The 16,038-nt window shown below is 65.1% G+C and carries 17 protein-coding genes and 1 riboswitch; of the genes, 9 read left to right on the forward strand and 8 right to left on the reverse strand.

What is annotated here, in order from left to right:
* Nucleotides 1–15: 15 nt before the first annotated feature.
* Nucleotides 16–645: a LysE family transporter gene (locus E8E91_RS00815; RefSeq protein WP_280374205.1), complete on the reverse strand. Its 630-nt coding sequence runs from the start codon at nt 643–645 to the stop codon at nt 16–18.
* An 81-nt stretch (nt 646–726) separates the two neighbouring features.
* On the opposite strand from E8E91_RS00815, the gene E8E91_RS00820 reads away from it, so the two are divergent.
* From E8E91_RS00820 to E8E91_RS00840, 5 genes are all read left to right on the forward strand, one after another.
* The gene (locus E8E91_RS00820) at nt 727–1,689 is read left to right on the forward strand and encodes a 2-hydroxyacid dehydrogenase (protein WP_280374207.1); all 963 of its coding nucleotides are present in this window, start codon (nt 727–729) and stop codon (nt 1,687–1,689) included.
* A gap of 51 nt (nt 1,690–1,740) precedes the next feature.
* Nucleotides 1,741–2,739: a class I SAM-dependent methyltransferase gene (locus E8E91_RS00825; protein ID WP_280374208.1), complete on the forward strand. Its 999-nt coding sequence runs from the start codon at nt 1,741–1,743 to the stop codon at nt 2,737–2,739.
* Between the two features lie 105 nt (nt 2,740–2,844).
* Nucleotides 2,845–4,305 carry an amino acid permease gene (locus E8E91_RS00830; RefSeq protein WP_280374273.1) on the forward strand — a complete coding sequence of 487 codons (1,461 nt, stop codon included), beginning with the start codon at nt 2,845–2,847 and terminating at the stop codon, nt 4,303–4,305.
* A 48-nt stretch (nt 4,306–4,353) separates the two neighbouring features.
* Nucleotides 4,354–4,536: riboswitch (yybP-ykoY riboswitch) on the forward strand.
* Between the two features lie 31 nt (nt 4,537–4,567).
* The gene (locus E8E91_RS00835) at nt 4,568–5,149 is read left to right on the forward strand and encodes a TMEM165/GDT1 family protein (RefSeq protein ID WP_280368561.1); all 582 of its coding nucleotides are present in this window, start codon (nt 4,568–4,570) and stop codon (nt 5,147–5,149) included.
* A 166-nt stretch (nt 5,150–5,315) separates the two neighbouring features.
* Nucleotides 5,316–5,759: a ketosteroid isomerase-related protein gene (locus E8E91_RS00840; protein WP_190830680.1), complete on the forward strand. Its 444-nt coding sequence runs from the start codon at nt 5,316–5,318 to the stop codon at nt 5,757–5,759.
* Between the two features lie 29 nt (nt 5,760–5,788).
* On the opposite strand, the gene E8E91_RS00845 is transcribed toward E8E91_RS00840, so the two are convergent.
* Both E8E91_RS00845 and E8E91_RS00850 read right to left on the reverse strand, forming a co-directional pair.
* The gene (locus E8E91_RS00845) at nt 5,789–6,772 is read right to left on the reverse strand and encodes an NAD-dependent epimerase/dehydratase family protein (RefSeq protein WP_280367685.1); all 984 of its coding nucleotides are present in this window, start codon (nt 6,770–6,772) and stop codon (nt 5,789–5,791) included.
* A 113-nt stretch (nt 6,773–6,885) separates the two neighbouring features.
* A complete protein-coding gene (locus E8E91_RS00850; protein WP_280374209.1) occupies nt 6,886–7,704 on the reverse strand; it encodes a M48 family metallopeptidase in 819 nt (272 codons plus the stop codon).
* A 173-nt stretch (nt 7,705–7,877) separates the two neighbouring features.
* Here E8E91_RS00850 and E8E91_RS00855 point away from each other — a divergent pair, with 173 nt between their 5' ends.
* The gene (locus E8E91_RS00855) at nt 7,878–10,013 is read left to right on the forward strand and encodes a methyl-accepting chemotaxis protein (protein WP_280374210.1); all 2,136 of its coding nucleotides are present in this window, start codon (nt 7,878–7,880) and stop codon (nt 10,011–10,013) included.
* 134 nt (nt 10,014–10,147) lie between these two features.
* Here the strand turns inward: E8E91_RS00855 and E8E91_RS00860 are convergent, their stop codons facing one another.
* From E8E91_RS00860 to E8E91_RS00870, 3 genes are read right to left on the reverse strand one after another with little or no spacing between them, the layout of a single operon-like run.
* Complete coding sequence (locus E8E91_RS00860; protein WP_280374211.1) at nt 10,148–10,762, reverse strand: SOS response-associated peptidase; 615 nt, start codon at nt 10,760–10,762, stop codon at nt 10,148–10,150.
* A 24-nt stretch (nt 10,763–10,786) separates the two neighbouring features.
* The gene (locus E8E91_RS00865) at nt 10,787–11,047 is read right to left on the reverse strand and encodes a DUF2007 domain-containing protein (protein WP_190830670.1); all 261 of its coding nucleotides are present in this window, start codon (nt 11,045–11,047) and stop codon (nt 10,787–10,789) included.
* Nucleotides 11,047–11,229: a CPXCG motif-containing cysteine-rich protein gene (locus E8E91_RS00870; RefSeq protein ID WP_280374212.1), complete on the reverse strand. Its 183-nt coding sequence runs from the start codon at nt 11,227–11,229 to the stop codon at nt 11,047–11,049. Before E8E91_RS00870 ends, E8E91_RS00865 begins: the two co-directional genes overlap by 1 nt.
* A gap of 106 nt (nt 11,230–11,335) precedes the next feature.
* Between E8E91_RS00870 and E8E91_RS00875 the strand changes: the two genes are divergently transcribed.
* Complete coding sequence (locus E8E91_RS00875; RefSeq protein ID WP_280374213.1) at nt 11,336–12,499, forward strand: 1-acyl-sn-glycerol-3-phosphate acyltransferase; 1,164 nt, start codon at nt 11,336–11,338, stop codon at nt 12,497–12,499.
* A 64-nt stretch (nt 12,500–12,563) separates the two neighbouring features.
* Here E8E91_RS00875 and E8E91_RS00880 read toward each other — a convergent pair whose 3' ends face one another.
* Together E8E91_RS00880 and E8E91_RS00885 are read right to left on the reverse strand one after the other, a co-directional pair.
* Nucleotides 12,564–12,848, reverse strand: coding sequence for a hypothetical protein (locus E8E91_RS00880; RefSeq protein ID WP_190830664.1), 285 nt, complete (start codon nt 12,846–12,848; stop codon nt 12,564–12,566).
* 205 nt (nt 12,849–13,053) lie between these two features.
* Nucleotides 13,054–13,638, reverse strand: coding sequence for a YajG family lipoprotein (locus E8E91_RS00885; RefSeq protein ID WP_190830662.1), 585 nt, complete (start codon nt 13,636–13,638; stop codon nt 13,054–13,056).
* A gap of 177 nt (nt 13,639–13,815) precedes the next feature.
* On the opposite strand from E8E91_RS00885, the gene E8E91_RS00890 reads away from it, so the two are divergent.
* Nucleotides 13,816–14,049 carry a hypothetical protein gene (locus E8E91_RS00890; protein WP_280374214.1) on the forward strand — a complete coding sequence of 78 codons (234 nt, stop codon included), beginning with the start codon at nt 13,816–13,818 and terminating at the stop codon, nt 14,047–14,049.
* Nucleotides 14,050–14,401: 352 nt separating this feature from the next.
* Complete coding sequence (gene mqo / locus E8E91_RS00895) at nt 14,402–15,919, forward strand: malate dehydrogenase (quinone) (protein WP_280374215.1); 1,518 nt, start codon at nt 14,402–14,404, stop codon at nt 15,917–15,919.
* The last annotated feature ends 119 nt before the right edge of the window (nt 15,920–16,038 follow it).

A 16,038-nucleotide genomic window follows, 5' to 3' on the forward strand; every position in this document is an offset into this window, starting at 1 on the left:
GGGAATGCAGCCCGCCTATTTCAGCTCGGTAAAGGCCAGCTTGATCCCCAACCCCACCAGCACCGCGCCCATCAGCCGGTCGAACCAGTGCCCCATGCGCGCGAAGCCAGCGCGCACCCGGCGCTGGCTGAACAGCATCGCCACCAGACTGAACCAGGCGGCGGTGGCGAAGGCCAGGTAGACGCCGTAACCGGCCTGGATCGCCAGTGGCGTGTGCGGGTTGATGACCACGGTGAACAGCGACAGGAAGAACAGCGTCGCCTTGGGATTCAGGCCATTGGTGACGAAACCGGTGACGAAGGCTCCGCGCGGGCTGCGCTCGCCAGCCATGAGGGCGGCCTCAGCGGCAATCGGGTCGGCAGGCTTGGCGCGCAGGGCCTTGATGCCGATGTACAGCAGGTAAGCCGCCGCTGCCCACTTCAGCGCGTTGAACAGCATGATCGACTGGGACACGATCAGGCCGATGCCCAGCAGCGAATAGGCCACATGCACGAAAATGCCCGTGCCCACGCCCAGCGCGGTCCAGGTGCCGGCGCGGCGCCCGTGGGCCACGCTTTCGCGCACGACGATGGCGAAGTCAGGTCCGGGACTGGCCACGGCCAGCAGGTGGATCAGGGCAACGGTGAGGAATTCCGTCCAGTACATGCGACCTCCGATGGATGTGACGGGACCTGTTAGGCTGGCAACCTTACGCCTTCCCACGCCCCCGAAAAAGGTACAGCCCGCATGAACAGCCGTCGCGCCGTCTTCCTCGATCACGCTTCCCTCGACCTCGGCGATCTCGATCTGGCTCCCCTGCGGCAGGCCTTCGGCGAACTGGTGCTGCACGCGCAGACCGCTACCGACGAAGTCGCCGAACGCCTGCGCGGCGCCCAGGTGGCGATCAGCAACAAGGTCCGCATAGACGCCGCCGCCATGGCCGCCAGCCCGGACCTCAAGCTGATCCTGGTAGCCGCCACCGGCGCCAACAACATCGACCTCGAAGCGGCCCGCGCCCATGGCATCACCGTCTGCAACTGCCAGGCCTACGGTACGCCGTCGGTGGCCCAGCACACCCTCGCGCTGCTGCTCGCCCTGGCCACCAGCCTGACGGACTACCAAGCGGCCGTACGCGCCGGCCGCTGGCAGCAGTCCAGCCAGTTCTGCCTGCTGGATTTCCCGATTTTCGAACTGGAAGGCAAGACCCTCGGCCTGCTCGGTCACGGTGAACTGGGCGGAGCGGTGGCACGGCTGGCGGAAGCCTTCGGCATGCGTGTCCTGCTGGGCCAGCTACCGGGCCGCCCGCCTCGTGCGGACCGCCTGCCGCTGCATGAACTGCTGCCCCAGGTGGATGCCCTTACCCTGCACTGCCCGCTCAATGAGCAGACCCGCGACATGATCAGCGCCGCCGAACTGGCCCTGATGAAACCCGGCGCCCTGCTGGTGAACACCGCCCGTGGCGGCCTGGTGAACGAAGAGGCCCTGGCCGCCGCCCTGCGCAGCGGCCATCTGGGGGGCGCGGCCACCGACGTGCTGACCCAGGAACCGCCGCGCGACGGCAACCCGCTGCTGGCCGCCGATATCCCGCGTCTGATCGTCACCCCGCACAGCGCCTGGGGCAGCCGTGAGGCGCGGCAACGCATAGTCCTGCAGCTTGCCGAGAACGCCACGGCCTGGTTCAAGGAATCGCCTGTCAGAGTCATCGGATAATTCCCACAAGACCCTGATAAAATTCGCTGCTTTTATCAGGATCTTCTTCAGATGGACCCACGCAGCGAAGTCCTGCTTCGACAGGCCGAACTGTTCCAACGCCCGCTGTTGCTGGCCGGGCTGCCGGCAGATGACCTGCTCGGCACCCTGCCGCAGGCCAGCGGCTGGAGCTGGCATGCCGGCGACCAGGCCGCCCTCGAAAGCCGCTTCGCCGGACGCAGCCAGTTCGGCACCACGCCGCCGGAGCATGCCTTCGAGGCTGCCGTGCTGTTCCTGCCCAAGTCCCGTGAACTGACCGACTACCTGCTGGCCGCCCTCGCCGCCCGCCTGCCCGGCGGCGAACTGTTCCTCGTCGGCGAGAAACGCGGGGGCATCGAACGCGCCGCCAAGCAGCTGGCCGCCTTCGGCAAGCCGCGCAAGCTGGACAGCGCCCGTCACTGCCAGCTCTGGCAAGTAACCGTCGACCAGGCTCCCGCAGCCCCTGACCTGGAAGCCCTGGCCCAGCGCTACCGCCTGGACCTGGCCGATGGCCCGCTGGACGTGGTCAGCCTGCCCGGCGTGTTCAGCCACGGTCGCCTGGATCGCGGCAGCGCCCTGCTGCTGGAGCAACTGGATGGCCTGCCCAGCGGCCACCTGCTGGACTTCGGCTGCGGCGCCGGGGTGCTCGGCGCAGTACTCAAGCGGCGTTATCCACAGAACCGGTTGAGCCTGCTGGACGTGGATGCCTTCGCCGTTGCCAGCAGCCGACTGACCCTGGCCGCAAACGGTCTTGAGGGCGATGTGATCGCCGCCGACGGTATTCACGGTGCCCCCGAAGGGCTGGCCGCCATCGTCAGCAATCCCCCGTTCCACCAGGGCGTGCACACCGACTACCAGGCAAGCGAAGACCTGCTGCGCGAGGCGCGAAATCACCTGCTGCCCGGTGGCGAGCTGCGCATCGTGGCCAACAGCTTCCTCAAATACCCGCCGCTTATCGAGTACCATCTCGGCCCCTGCCAGACCCTCGCCGAGGGAGATGGCTTCCGTATCTACCGCGCCCGCCGGGCCTGACCTGGCGGGCCCTGGCCCTTTATCCATACTCAAGCGGCACCCGATAGCCGCCCTCCCCCGTTCTCGACCGGGGGACCTGGAGATTTTTTTGTGACCGATCTGAACATTGCCAGCGCCACTCCCGCCAAGGATGGGCTGCACCGCTCTCTCAAGCCCCGCCACCTGAACATGATCGCCATCGGAGGTTCCATCGGCACCGGCCTGTTCGTCGCCTCCGGTGCCACGGTGGCCACTGCGGGCCCCGGCGGTGCGCTGCTGGCCTACGCGCTGATCGGCATGATGGTCTACTTCCTCATGACCAGCCTTGGCGAGATGGCGGCCCACATACCGGTTTCCGGCTCGTTCAGCACCTATGGCAGCCGTTTCGTCGACGATGGCTTCGGTTTCGCCCTTGGCTGGAACTACTGGTACAACTGGGCGGTGACCATCGCCGCCGAGCTGGTGGCAGCCCAATTGATCATGAGTTTCTGGCTGCCGGACGTACCCGGCATCTACTGGAGCGCCCTGTTCCTCGGCCTGATGTTCCTGCTCAACTTCGTTTCGGTTAAAGGCTTTGGCGAGAGCGAGTTCTGGTTCGCGCTGATCAAGGTGGTGACGGTCGTGGTGTTCATTGGCATTGGCCTGGCCACCATCTTCGGCATCATGGGCGGCATCGAATCCCCGGGCTTCAGCAACTTCACCCAGGGTGATGCGCCCTTCGTCGGCGGCCTGCAGGCCATGGTCGGGGTGGCGATGATCGCCGGCTTCTCGTTCCAGGGCACCGAACTGATCGGCATCGCCGCGGGCGAGTCGGAAAACCCGAAGAAGAACATCCCCATCGCCATCCGCCAGGTGTTCTGGCGCATTCTGATGTTCTACATCCTGGCGATCTTCGTGATCGGCATGCTGATCCCCTACACCGAACCGACCCTGCTGAAGAACGATGCCAGCGACATCAGCGTGTCGCCCTTCACCCTGCTCTTCGAACGCGCCGGCTTCGCTGCTGCCGCCAGCGTGATGAACGCGGTGATCCTCACCGCCATCCTCTCGGCCGGCAACTCGGGCATGTATGCGTCCACCCGCATGCTTTACAACCTGGCACTGCAGGGCAAGGCACCCAAGCTGTTCGCCAGCCTGTCCGCCAACGGCGTGCCACGCAATGCGCTCTACGCCACCACCCTGGTGGGTGCGCTGTGCTTCTTCACCTCCATCGTCGGGGACAGCACCCTCTATACCTGGCTACTGAACACCTCGGGCATGTGCGGCTTCATCGCCTGGCTGGGCATCGCCATTTCCCATTACCGCTTCCGCAAGGGCTACCTGACCCAGGGCGGGCGCCTGTCCGACCTGCCGTATCGCGCCAAGCTGTTCCCCTTCGGCCCGCTGTTCGCCTTCACCCTGTGCCTGCTGATCACCCTCGGGCAGAACTACCAGGCCTTCTTCGGCGAGAAGATCGACTGGGCTGGCCTCGCCGCCACCTACATCAGCCTGCCGCTGTTCCTCGTCATCTGGCTGGGCTACCGCCTGAAGAAGGGCAGCCGCCTGGTGAATTACTCGGAGATGGACGTTCGCGGCGGCGACAACTGACCGCCCGACAATTCGCGCTTGCCGGGGCAACCCGGCTTGTGCAAAATGCGCCCCGTCCTAGGGGAGTAGTCTCCCGCGAGCGCCCTGCTCGCCCGGCGTGCGTCAACACACTTGGTCCACAGACCATGGCGCATGCGACCCAGAACCTGCCTAGACAGGTCCGCGGTTTGACAAGACCTATGACACACACAACCTGACCCGGGGCGGGCAGATTGCGTGTGTCATGGTGATTAGTCGACCCGCCCCCGTAGGAACCCTGATGCTGGAATCCCTCTTCGTCCCGACCCTGATCGTTGCGCTCGCCGAAATCGGCGACAAGACGCAGCTGCTCGCGCTTCTCCTCGCCGCCCGCTTCCGCAAGCCCTGGCCGATCATCTGGGGCATCGTCGTCGCCACCCTGGCCAACCACTTCGCCGCCGGTGCCGTGGGTTCCTGGGTCGCCAGCTTCTTCTCCGCCGCCACCCTGAGCTGGATCCTCGCCGCCTGCTTCGCCGCCGTTGCCGCCTGGACCCTGGTCCCGGACAAGCTCGATGACGACGAAGAATCCGGCCTGAAGAAATACGGCCCCTTCGTCACCACCCTGATCGCCTTCTTCCTCGCCGAGATGGGCGACAAGACCCAGGTCGCCACGGTGATGCTGGCTGCCCAGTACCCGCATTTCGTCATGGTCGTCATGGGCACCACCCTCGGCATGCTGATCGCCAACGTACCGGTGGTACTGGCCGGTAACTTCGCGGCCGATCGCCTGCCGCTGGCACTGATCCGTCGCCTGGCCGCCGCTGCCTTCGCCGCCCTGGCCGTCTACGCCGTCTACGAAGCCCTGAAGCTCAGCGGAATGCTCTGAGTGATCGAGTGAAACGATGCCCGTCACCGCGTCCGGCTGGCGGGCATCGCAGCGCTCTCTTTTCCCCAGGCCGTGAACATGCCACCACCCGGCGGCGTTTCGGCCAATGGCGGCACCGGCCGAATCGGTAAAGTGGCGCACTGGATCAAGCGCAGGGGAGCGCATCGTGTCACTGGACGATATGAAGCGGCTGGTTCGCCAGCACATCGAGCTGTCGTGGAACAAGGGTCGCCTGGCCCTGGCCGAGCAGTTGCAGAGCAAGGATTTCCTCTACAAGAGTTCCTTCATCAGCCGCCCCTTCACCAGCAACGGCTATAGCCAGATGGTGGCGAACATTCGCGACGCCATGCCGGACCTGGAAGTGGTGGTCGAGGAATGCATCGCCGAAGGCAACAAGGTGGTGACCTGGTGCACCCTGATCGGCAGCATTCAGAAGCCCGCCCTGGGCTATCCGCCCAGCGACAAGGTGCTGAGCATCTCGGCCATGGCCTTCTGGACCTTCAACAGCCTGGGTGAAGTGCAGGAGATCTGCACCATGTTCGACATGGAAAGCTTCCGCGCCCAGCTCGGTCTCTCGACTCAGCACCTGGCCGAGAAAGCCCTACCCTGATCAGGGCTCGACGCCTTCTCGCAAGGAACCTAGAGATAGCCGTTGCTGCGGAACCAGGCGATGGTGCGTTCCAGGGTGACCTCCAGCGGCGTTTCGGCGACGAAGCCCAGCTCGTGGCGCGCCTTGCTGCCATCGAGGAACTGCCCGCCCGCCATGACCGCAATGGCGGTGTCATTCAGCTTGGGCAGTTCGCCCGACAACCGGAACCTCAAGCGCCCCAGCACCGCCATGCCCTTGGCCAGCGCCAGCGGCATGGGTTCGGGCGGCTGTACGCCGAGCAGGTTGGCGATGCGTTCAGTCAGCTCGGCCATTTCGATGTTCCGCCCAGTGAGCAGATAGCGCTCGCCCACCCGCCCCTTCTCCAGCGCCAGCAACAGGCCGCGTCCGGCATCGGCGGCATCCACCAGGTTGCGCCGGCCGGGTACGTAGTGGGTCATCCAGCCTTGCGCCATGGCAGTGACGATGCGTCCGGTACTGGGGCCGACGTCGAATTCCCCCAGGCACATGCCGGGAATGCCGATGATCACCGGCAGACCGCTGCGCGCCTGTTCGCGGGCCTGTTCATCCAGGGCCCACTTGCTCAGCAGATAGGGGTTCTTCCAGCGTGGCATTCCTTCATAGAACAGCCCTTCGTGGCCGGGCAGGCCTTCGGGGTGGCGCGGCAGGGCGATGGCCGCGCCGGTGTAGAGGATGCGCGGTACGTGGGCGGCGAGGCAGGCGGCATAGAAATGGTTGGTTTCGTCGAGGGCGCTGGCGACTTCTTCCTGCCAGCGTCGCGGACGCTTCGGGTAGCTGGCAGCGCAGAAGATCACACCGTCCAGCCCACTGAGTGCGCGGGTCAGGCCCGCATGATCGAGCAGTTCGGCGGCCCGGCATTCGGGCTCCAGGTAGGACAGCCTTTCAATCCGTGAGGACGGCCGGTGAATCAGCACCAACTGGTGCCCCGCGGCCTTCACCGCCCGTGCCGTGTGATGGCCGAGCAGCCCTGTTGCTCCAAGTACGGCGATTTTCACTGCAACTCCTCATCCGCTGGAGATTCACCACCCCGGGGTCTCCGGGGTGGCGGCAAGCAGTCTAGAACGCGGGTTGCCGGGATGCCAGGCAGGCGCATCCGGCGACCGAGGCCTCAGCGTTGGCCCTTGGCTTGCTGGTACAGCGGCATCACCTTCGGAATGGCCGCCTTCAAAGACGACATGCGCGAACTGGACGACGGGTGAGTGCTCATGAACTCCGGCGGGGCGCCACCACCAGCCTGCTCCATCTTCTGCCAGAGGGTGATGGCGGCGTTCGGGTCGTAGCCGGCGCGTGCGGACAGTTCCAGGCCGATCAGGTCGGCCTCGTTCTCGTTGGAGCGGCTGTTGGGCAGGGTCATCAGGTATTCCACACCCGCGTTGGCCATTCCCAGGCCGGCCTGGCCGACGCCCAGCACCGAGCCGATCTGGTTCGCCATCTGCACGCCATAGGCCTTGGACATGGCTTCGCGACTGTGCTCGCGCAGGGCGTGGGCAATTTCGTGGCCCATCACCGCGGCCAGCTCGTCGTCGGTGAGCTTGAGCTTATCGATCAGGCCGCTGTAGACGATGATCTTGCCGCCCGGACCGCAGTTGGCATTGAGCTCGTCGCTGTCGATGACGTTGGCTTCCCAGGCCCACTGCGCCGCGTCCGGGCGGAAGGCCGGGGTCTGCGCGATCAGACGCTTGGCGATGGCGTCGACACGGCGGGCGTCGCTGCTGTTCTTGTCCAGCACACCTTTCTGCTGGGCTTCGCTCAGGGTCTGCTGATAGGACTGGGCGTACATCTGATTGAGCTCGCCAGTCGACAGCATGCTGAACATGTACTGCTTGCGCTCGACGCCAACCGCTCCGCCACTGGTGGTATTGACGGCCTGGCATCCTGCCAGGAGAAGGGCCGCAGTCAGCCCGGACAGGTAAAACAGCTTGGCCATGGTGGCTCTCCATCGTTTCGCAAGGTCGGTAATCCTACGGCTGGCCCATGACCCGGGCAACCGCGTCGCATGTAGACAAGCCGGCGACGCTTTTATCTGCATCGGCGACTTAGGAAATTTCACAGTGCGGCCGATATACAGATTTACGGTGAATTTGCTTTTTCGGAGCCCACATGAAGTTCAGGTCCATTCAGTTCTCCATCGCAGCCCTCGCGGGGGCCAGCGTGCTGGCGGTGGTTGCCGCCCTGGTGCTCTACGCGCTGTTTTCCGGCGCCCGCACCCAGGAACTGGTGCAGCAACGCACCCAGGCGCTGCTCGAACAGGGCATCAAGGAACGCCTCGTGGCGCTCGCGCACTCCCAGGTCAGCCAGATTCAGCGCGAACTGGAGTATCCGCTGACCGTGGTGAAGGGTCTTGCCAGCACCAACCGCCTGATGGGCCAGACCGGCGCCGACGGGCAACCGGAACTGGGCCTGGTGCGCGAAGAAATGTCGCAGTTGCTTCGTGCCACCGTGACCGACAACCCGAAACTGCTGGATGCCTTCGCCGCCTGGGAGCCCAACGCCTTCGCTGGAAGCGACAGCGAGTACGCCGGGCGCAACGCCGAAGGCTTCAGCCAGGATGGACGCTTCATGCCCTGGTGGTACCGCAAGGCCGACGGCAGCCTGACCGTCGAGCCCATGGGCGACACACTGGAAAGCGAGAAAAAACTGGCCACCGGCATCCGCGAGGGCGAGTACTACCTGTGCCCGAAGGAAACGCGCCGCCCCTGCATCGTCGACCCGGCGCCCTACGAGATGGGCGGAAAGATGGTCATGATGTCCTCGTTCAACGCACCCATCCTGGTCGATGGCCAGTTCCGCGGTTCCGTGGGCGCCGACTTGTCGCTGGACTTCATCCAGGACCTGCTGCGTAACGCCGACCGCCAGCTTTACGATGGCGCCGGCGAACTGGCGCTGATCTCCGCCAATGGCCGCCTGGTCGCTTTCACCAAGGATGCCAGCAAGCTGGGCGAACCGGCCGACACGGCCATTCCGGGCGAGGCAATCAGGCAGCTGGCGAGCCTGTCCGATGGCAAGCCCGTCTTCAGCACCGACGGTGAGCAGATCCAGCTGCTGATGCCCTTCACCATCGCCGACACCGGGGTGCGCTGGACACTGTTCCTGCAACTGCCGCAGACAGCCGTGTATGGCGAACTCAAACAGCTGCAGACGGACCTGGCCGCCCAGCGCGACGCCGACATCCTCGGCATGACCCTGGTGGGCCTGCTGATCGCCGGTCTCGGCCTGCTGGTGATCTGGTTCGTCGGCTACGGCATCGCCCGTCCGCTGCGTCAGATGGTCGGCATGCTCGACGACATCGCCAAGGGCGACGGCGACCTGACCCAGCGCCTGCACAACAACCGTGCTGACGAGATGGGCGCCATCGCGGGCGGCTTCAACACCTTCCTCAGCAAGCTCCAGTCGATGATCAGCCAGGTGGTGACCTCGGTGCAGAAGGTCAGCGACTCCTCCGAGCACACTGCCGACATCGCCATCCGCACCAACCAGGGCGTGCAGAGGCAGTTGGCCGAAATCGAACTGGTGGCCACCGCCGTCCACGAGATGACAGCCACCGCCCAGGACGTGGCGCGCAACGCCACCCACGCGGCGGAAGCGGCCAGCCACGCCGACCAGGCGGCCAACCACGGCAAGCGCATCGTCCACAGCACCGCCGAGGCCATCAGCGCCCTGGCCACCGAGATCGGCCGCGCCGTGGGCGTGGTGCAGACCCTGGCCAAGGACAGCGAGAACATCAACGCCATCCTGGTGGCCATTCGCGGTATCGCCGAACAGACCAACCTGCTGGCGCTGAACGCGGCCATCGAGGCGGCGCGCGCTGGCGAGCAGGGTCGCGGCTTCGCGGTGGTGGCGGACGAGGTGCGCAACCTGGCGCAGAAGACCCAGCAGGCCACCGAAGAAATCCAGACCATGATCCAGCAACTGCAGCACGGCACCCGCGAAGTGGTGAAAGTGATGCAGGACAGCCAGGACAAGACCGACACCAGCGTGCAGCACGCCAACGAGGCCGCCCATGCGCTGGAGTCCATCACCCAGGCGGTATCGGTGATCAACGACATGAACACCCAGATCGCCAGCGCCGCCGAGGAACAGAGCGCGGTGGCCGAGGACATCAACCGCAACGTGATCAACATCGGCCAGGTGGCCAATGAGGTTGCCGGCGGCGCCGACGAGGCCTCCCAGGCCAGCGCGGAACTGACCAAACTGGCCGAGCAACAGCGGCGGTTGATCAATCAGTTCAAGGTCTAAGAACAAGCCCCTCTCACGAGGGGCTTGTTCTTTTGTAGGGGCGATTTCAATCGCCAAGCAGGCCGAAGGTCTGCCCTGCTGGCTCCGTGGGGGCAGCCGAGCTGCCCTTGGCGAATGAATTCGCCCCTACAGCCTCAAGCCGGCGTCAGGCACTCGGGCCCGTCGAGCTTAGGATCGTTCACCAGGGTGGCCAGGGCGCGTTCGCGCAATTGAGGACCGGGATGGGTCAGCAGTTCGAGCAATTGCATCGGCGTCGAGTCGGCGGCGAGCCAGAGGCGCTGCGCCTCTTCGTCCAGCACCAGCGGGCGGCGCATGTCGGCGACCGGCCGGGTGACCATGGCCAGGCTGAGGTACTCCACATCCCCCACCGGGTAGGCCTCCCAGAGCCCGGCCATGTACAGGGTCCCGCCCTCGGCGCTGATCCAGTAGGGCCGCTTGCGCACGCCGCGCCATTCATAGAAGCCGTTGGCCAGGATCAGGCAGCGCCGTGAACGGAAGGCTTCGCGGAACATAGGCTGGTCGGCCAGGGTTTCGGCACGGGCGTGAGCAGGAGTCTTCGACAGGTCAGTGAGCCAGGCCGGGGTAAGCCCCCAGCGGGCCAGGTCAGCGCGGCGCTGCCCGTCCAGCTCGCGCAGCATCAGCACCCGGCCGCCCGGCGCAAGGTTCCAGTGCGGCTGGTGATCGGCGGGGAATCCGGGAAGGGCCGCCAGCGTGGGCGTCCAGCGGAACAGGGCGAAGCGTCCAGACATTGGGCAGCCAGTTCGGGTCGGGAATCAGCAGAGCAGAGTGCCGGGGTAACTGTCGGGCTCCTCGCCCGCCAGGGGTTGCGCGGCATTGTACGCGGCGATCAGCCCTCTGGCGCGTTCGGCGTCCTCGTCTTCGACCAGCAGGCCGAGCAGACCGAACACCGGCAACTCCCCGATGCCGCCCAGCAGGTGGCCGCCGGCCAGGTATGCCTCCACGCCTTCGCTGGCCAGCATGCCCATCAGCAATTCCGCTTCGATCAGGTCCCTGGGCTCATAGATGCGCCGCATCAGTCATCCTCCCGACGAACCTCCAGATTCCACTCCCGGCCATCGGTCCAGAGCAGGAACAGGATGGGCCGGCAACACACCGGGCAGTCTTCGATGTACTGCTGGTCGCCGCCGGAGAGATCCAGCACGGCCTCGGCCGGCTCGCCGCAGTAGGGGCATTGATAGCCCTCCGTTTCCAGCATCCCCGCCTCCCGTGTGACTTGCCTGTATAATCGCCGGTCTATTTGAGGCCCCGCATGCCGGGGCCTTCACCCTTATACCCAGCCGATTCCAGAACAAGAGTGACCAATGGGCGAATTTGAAGCCATCCGACCCTATGACGATGCCGAGGTCTCGACGGTGCTTTCGCGCCTGTTCGCCGACGACGCTTTCCTCGGCACCCTCACCCGCTATCGTTTCCCGAAGCTGGCGGGCCCGCTGGGCTGGCTCCTCAAGCCTGTTATAGCTCATCGGCTGCGTCGCGAGTTCGCCAGCATCGATTCCGTCGCCGCGCTGCAGGACCGCATCGAGCCCTATGTGGACAACACCATCGAGCGCGCCACTGATGGCGTGACCTACTCGGGTGTGGAACGCCTGAAGCCGGGCACCGCCTACCTGTTCCTGGCCAATCACCGCGACATCGTGATGGACCCGGCCTTCGTCAACTACGCCGTGTACCACGCCGGCCTGCCGACTCCGCGCATCGCCATCGGCGACAACCTGCTGCAGAAGCCCTTCGTCAGCGATCTGATGCGCCTGAACAAGAGTTTCATCGTGCACCGCAACCTGGCCGGCCGCCGCGAGAAGCTGGCGGCCTTCCAATTGCTGTCGGCCTACATCAACCACTCGATCTGCAAGGACGGCCAGTCGATCTGGATCGCCCAGGCCGAAGGCCGCGCCAAGGACGGTGACGATCGCACCGATTCGGCGATCCTCAAGATGTTCCACATGAGCCGCAAGGACGAACCTTTCCCGCAGGTGATCCGTGATCTGCACCTGATCCCGGTGTCCATCAGCTACGAGTACGATCCCTGCGACCAGGCCAAGGCCCGCGAGCTGCAGGTCCGCGCCAGCACCGGCAGCTACGCCAAGGCGCCAGGTGAGGACGACGCGAGCATTGCCCTGGGCATCACCGGCTACAAGGGCCGTGTGCACATCGCCTTCGGCAGCGAGATCGGCAGCGCCAGCGAAGACGCCAAGCAGCTGGCCCAGGAAATCGACAAGCAGATCCTCGGTGGCTACCGGTTGTTCCCCGCGCATTACCTGGCTTACGCCATGTGGAGCGAACGCGATCCCGAGCTGCGCGTGCCGACGGCGGCCGAGGTCTTCGGCGAGGATGAACTGGCCCGCGCCCAGGCCGAGTGGCAGAAGCGCCTGGGCGCCTGCCCGGAGGTACAGCGCCCGTACCTGATCCAGCAGTACGCCACCCCGGTGCGTAACCAGTACCGGATCAAGGCCGGGCTGCCGCTCTGATTCGCATCAAGGCTCGGCACAAAAGAAAACGGCGACCCGAAGGTCGCCGTTTTTCATTGCGGGCTCAGACCTGGGTACTGGCCCAGGAAACGCCGAGGGCCACGGCCAGGCTGAAGTAGCCGAAGGCGTAGAAGAAGCGATTCAGGCGCTGCGCCGACTCATCCTGGACGGTGGGGCCGTCCACCCCTTCCAGCTCGCTTTCGGCGGCCAGACGGGCGATGGAGCGCTGCTCGCGCCAACGGGTAGCCAGCAGCACCCAGGCACCAGCACATGCAAAGAACAGGGCCAGGCCATTCACGACCTGGGCGGGGTGGGCCAGAAACATGGCCCAAAGCGCCTGCAGCGACATCTCAAACTCCGCTTCAGGGGGTGCAGCCGTGCACACAACCTGCAAGACAAGGAACAGTCCGCCCTGATTCCGGGCGGTTCTCGGGATGGCGCTGAGTTTACCGAACCGGCGGCTTCGCTGATGGACGTTCCGACGAATGCCGCCGCTGTCCGGCCGGAAACGAAAAAGCCCGGCACATGGCCGGGCTTTTTCACTTGGGGTCCGCTTACTGCTGGGACAGGACCTGACCGATGGTCGGATCCTTGAAGGCGCGGGTCAGGGCATCGCTCAGCACGTCGCTCACCAGCTTGGTGTTTGTCTGCTGGTTCGGTGCAGTGCCGAAGCGCTGGTTCAGCGAAGCACCGTACTTGCCGCTGTAACGACGGGCGCTGTTCTGCACATCGACACGGAAGCTGGCGCTGATGTTGGCCTCGGTCACGTAGGTTTCCTTGGGCGACTGGTACTTCAGGTCGGCCAGGGTCAGGGTCAGCTGCGGCGCGTTGTAGGCGTTGGGCGACGGGGTGAAGCCCAGCAGGCGCACGGCGGCCTCGGCTTCAGCCTGCAGGCGCGGCAGGATGTCCTGGCCCTGGACGCTGATAGCGCTGGTATCAGCGTAGATGCCGCCACGGGTGCCAAGCACCGGAGACGGACGACCGTCGGCGACGCGCACCACCACCGGCTGGCCTTGGCCAACCGGAGTCAGCGGGCCGGTGAGCTTGGGTTGCGGGCTGAGTTGTTGCGGGCTGAGGGCACAGCCGACCAGGGTCAGGCTGAGGGCGGCCAGCAGGCCAAGCAACGGGCGTTTCAGCATGCTTTTATCTCTCCAGGAATGAAGGCAAAACGGCCGGCAGTATAACCACCCGGCCGAGGTACTGACAGAGCGCCAGCTCCCATGCAATATCAGACCGCCATCCGCATGCACGGTTCCTGTCATGCCCCTGTCACGCCCGCGTGGGATAAAGGCGCTGCCCCCGTTGGAGTAGCCCCGATGATCCTCTTCTGGTCCCTGTTCGCCCGCCGCCCGCAACGCCGCAGCTTCGCCCTGGTGGATCAGGCCGGGATCTGCCGTGGCCTGCACCAGGGAATCGACCGTCCGGCCGGCGGCAATTGGGTCGAAGTCAGCGAAGCCAGCCTTGCCTGGCTCGACCAGCCCCTCCCCGCCAGCGCTCGCGTCGCACCGGTCGTCGGACAATCTTCGCGCCGCCGCGCGTTGGCAGCCTGACCGGCGGAAGAAGAAAAGTCACACCAAGCGCCCTATTCGCCCCATTTCATCGTTATAATCGCCCCCCGATTATAAGGTCGTCTCCTGATCGGGCCTCGCAACACCGCACCTCGCGCCAGCTTGGGCATCCGCACAGCCCCACAGAGAGCCGTCCACTTTTCGCGCTGCCACTCGTTGGCTTGCCGCATCCTTCCGCCCGTATTGCAAACGTTTGTTGCAGGGACGCACGCGTAGCAACGCGCGTGCAGACGGAAGCGGCTTGTCCGGGAGCAGGCGAATCTTTTGAGGTTCACGACTCCAAAAGAGCGTGAGATGACGGTTTTTCACTACTTCACGAGAGAGTGGCGAGCAAATGGCGCAAAACGATTACGAAGCAGTGGACGTGTTGCTGGTCGGGGCCGGCATCATGAGCGCTACGCTAGCGGTACTGCTTAAAGAGCTCGATCCCGGCATCAAGCTGGAGATCGCAGAACTCCGGGAGTCGGGGGCCATCGAGAGCTCCAACCCCTGGAACAACGCAGGTACCGGTCATGCGGGCCTCTGCGAACTGAACTACACGCCCCAGGCGGCCGATGGTTCCATCGACATCAAGAAGGCCGTCAACATCAACGCCCAGTTCGAGGTTTCCAAGCAGTTCTGGGCCTACATGAGCGGCAAGAGCGCGTTCGGCTCGCCCAAGACCTTCATCAATGCTGTCCCGCACCTCTCCTTCGTGCGCGGCGACAAGGACACCGCCTTCCTCAAGAAGCGCTTCGAGCTGCTCCGCCAGCACCACGCCTTCAGCGAGATGGAATACACCGAAGACCGCGCCACCATGGCCAAATGGGCACCGCTGATGATGAAAGGACGCGATGCGTCCGAGAAGATCGCCGCGACCCGCGCCATGAACGGCACCGACGTCAACTTCGGCGCGGTCACCAATCAGCTGCTGCAGTATCTCGAAAGCCTGCAGGGCACCCGCGTCAGCTACTTCCAGAAGGTCACCGACCTCAACCGCACCGACAGCGGCTGGAAAGTCAGCATCAAGAACACCCAGAGCGGCGCCAGTCGAGAAGTGTCCGCACGCTTCGTGTTCCTCGGCGCTGGCGGCGGCGCGCTGCCGCTGCTGCAGCTTTCCGGCATTGACGAGGGCAAGGGCTTCGGCGGCTTCCCGGTCAGCGGCCAGTGGCTGCGCTGCGACAACCCCGAAGTGGTCAAGCAGCACCAGGCCAAGGTCTACAGCCAGGCTGAAGTCGGCGCCCCGCCGATGTCCGTGCCGCACCTGGACACCCGCGTGGTCGATGGCAAGAAGTCCCTGCTGTTCGGACCCTATGCCGGTTTCACCACCAAGTTCCTGAAGCACGGTTCCTTCATGGACCTGCCGCTTTCGGTCCGTCCGAGCAACCTCCTGCCGATGCTCTCGGTGGCCCGCGACAACATGGACCTGACTCGCTACCTGATCAAGGAAGTGATGCAGTCCCAGGATCAGCGCCTGGATGCCCTGCGCAAGTTCTACCCGGAGCTCGACCCGGCCGACTGGCGCCTGGAAGTGGCCGGCCAGCGCGTGCAGATCATCAAGAAGGACAACAAAAAGGGCGGCGTCCTGCAGTTCGGCACCGAACTGGTCTCCTCCGAAGACGGCAGCATCGCCGCCCTGCTGGGTGCATCCCCAGGTGCTTCGGTGACCGTCTCCATCATGCTCAACCTGATCGAGCGCTGCTTCGCCGAGCAGGCCCGTTCCGAGCAATGGGCGACCAAGCTGAAGGAAATCTTCCCGGCCCGCGAAAAGGCCCTGGAAAGCGACGCGGCCCTGTACCGCGATATCAGCGCCCGTTCCGATGCGGCCCTGGGCCTGACCAGCGTCAACACTGCGACCCAGAGCATCGCCTGAGTCCCAGCGTTGAGCTGAAAGAAACCGCCCTTCGGGGCGGTTTTTTATTGCCTGCGGAAACGCTTTTCGTAGGAGCGAGCTCTGCTCGCGAATCAGCGCGCCCATGAAAAAGCCCGCTC

The sequence above is a fragment of the Pseudomonas sp. BN515 genome (assembly GCF_029873155.1).
Lineage (GTDB): Bacteria > Pseudomonadota > Gammaproteobacteria > Pseudomonadales > Pseudomonadaceae > Metapseudomonas.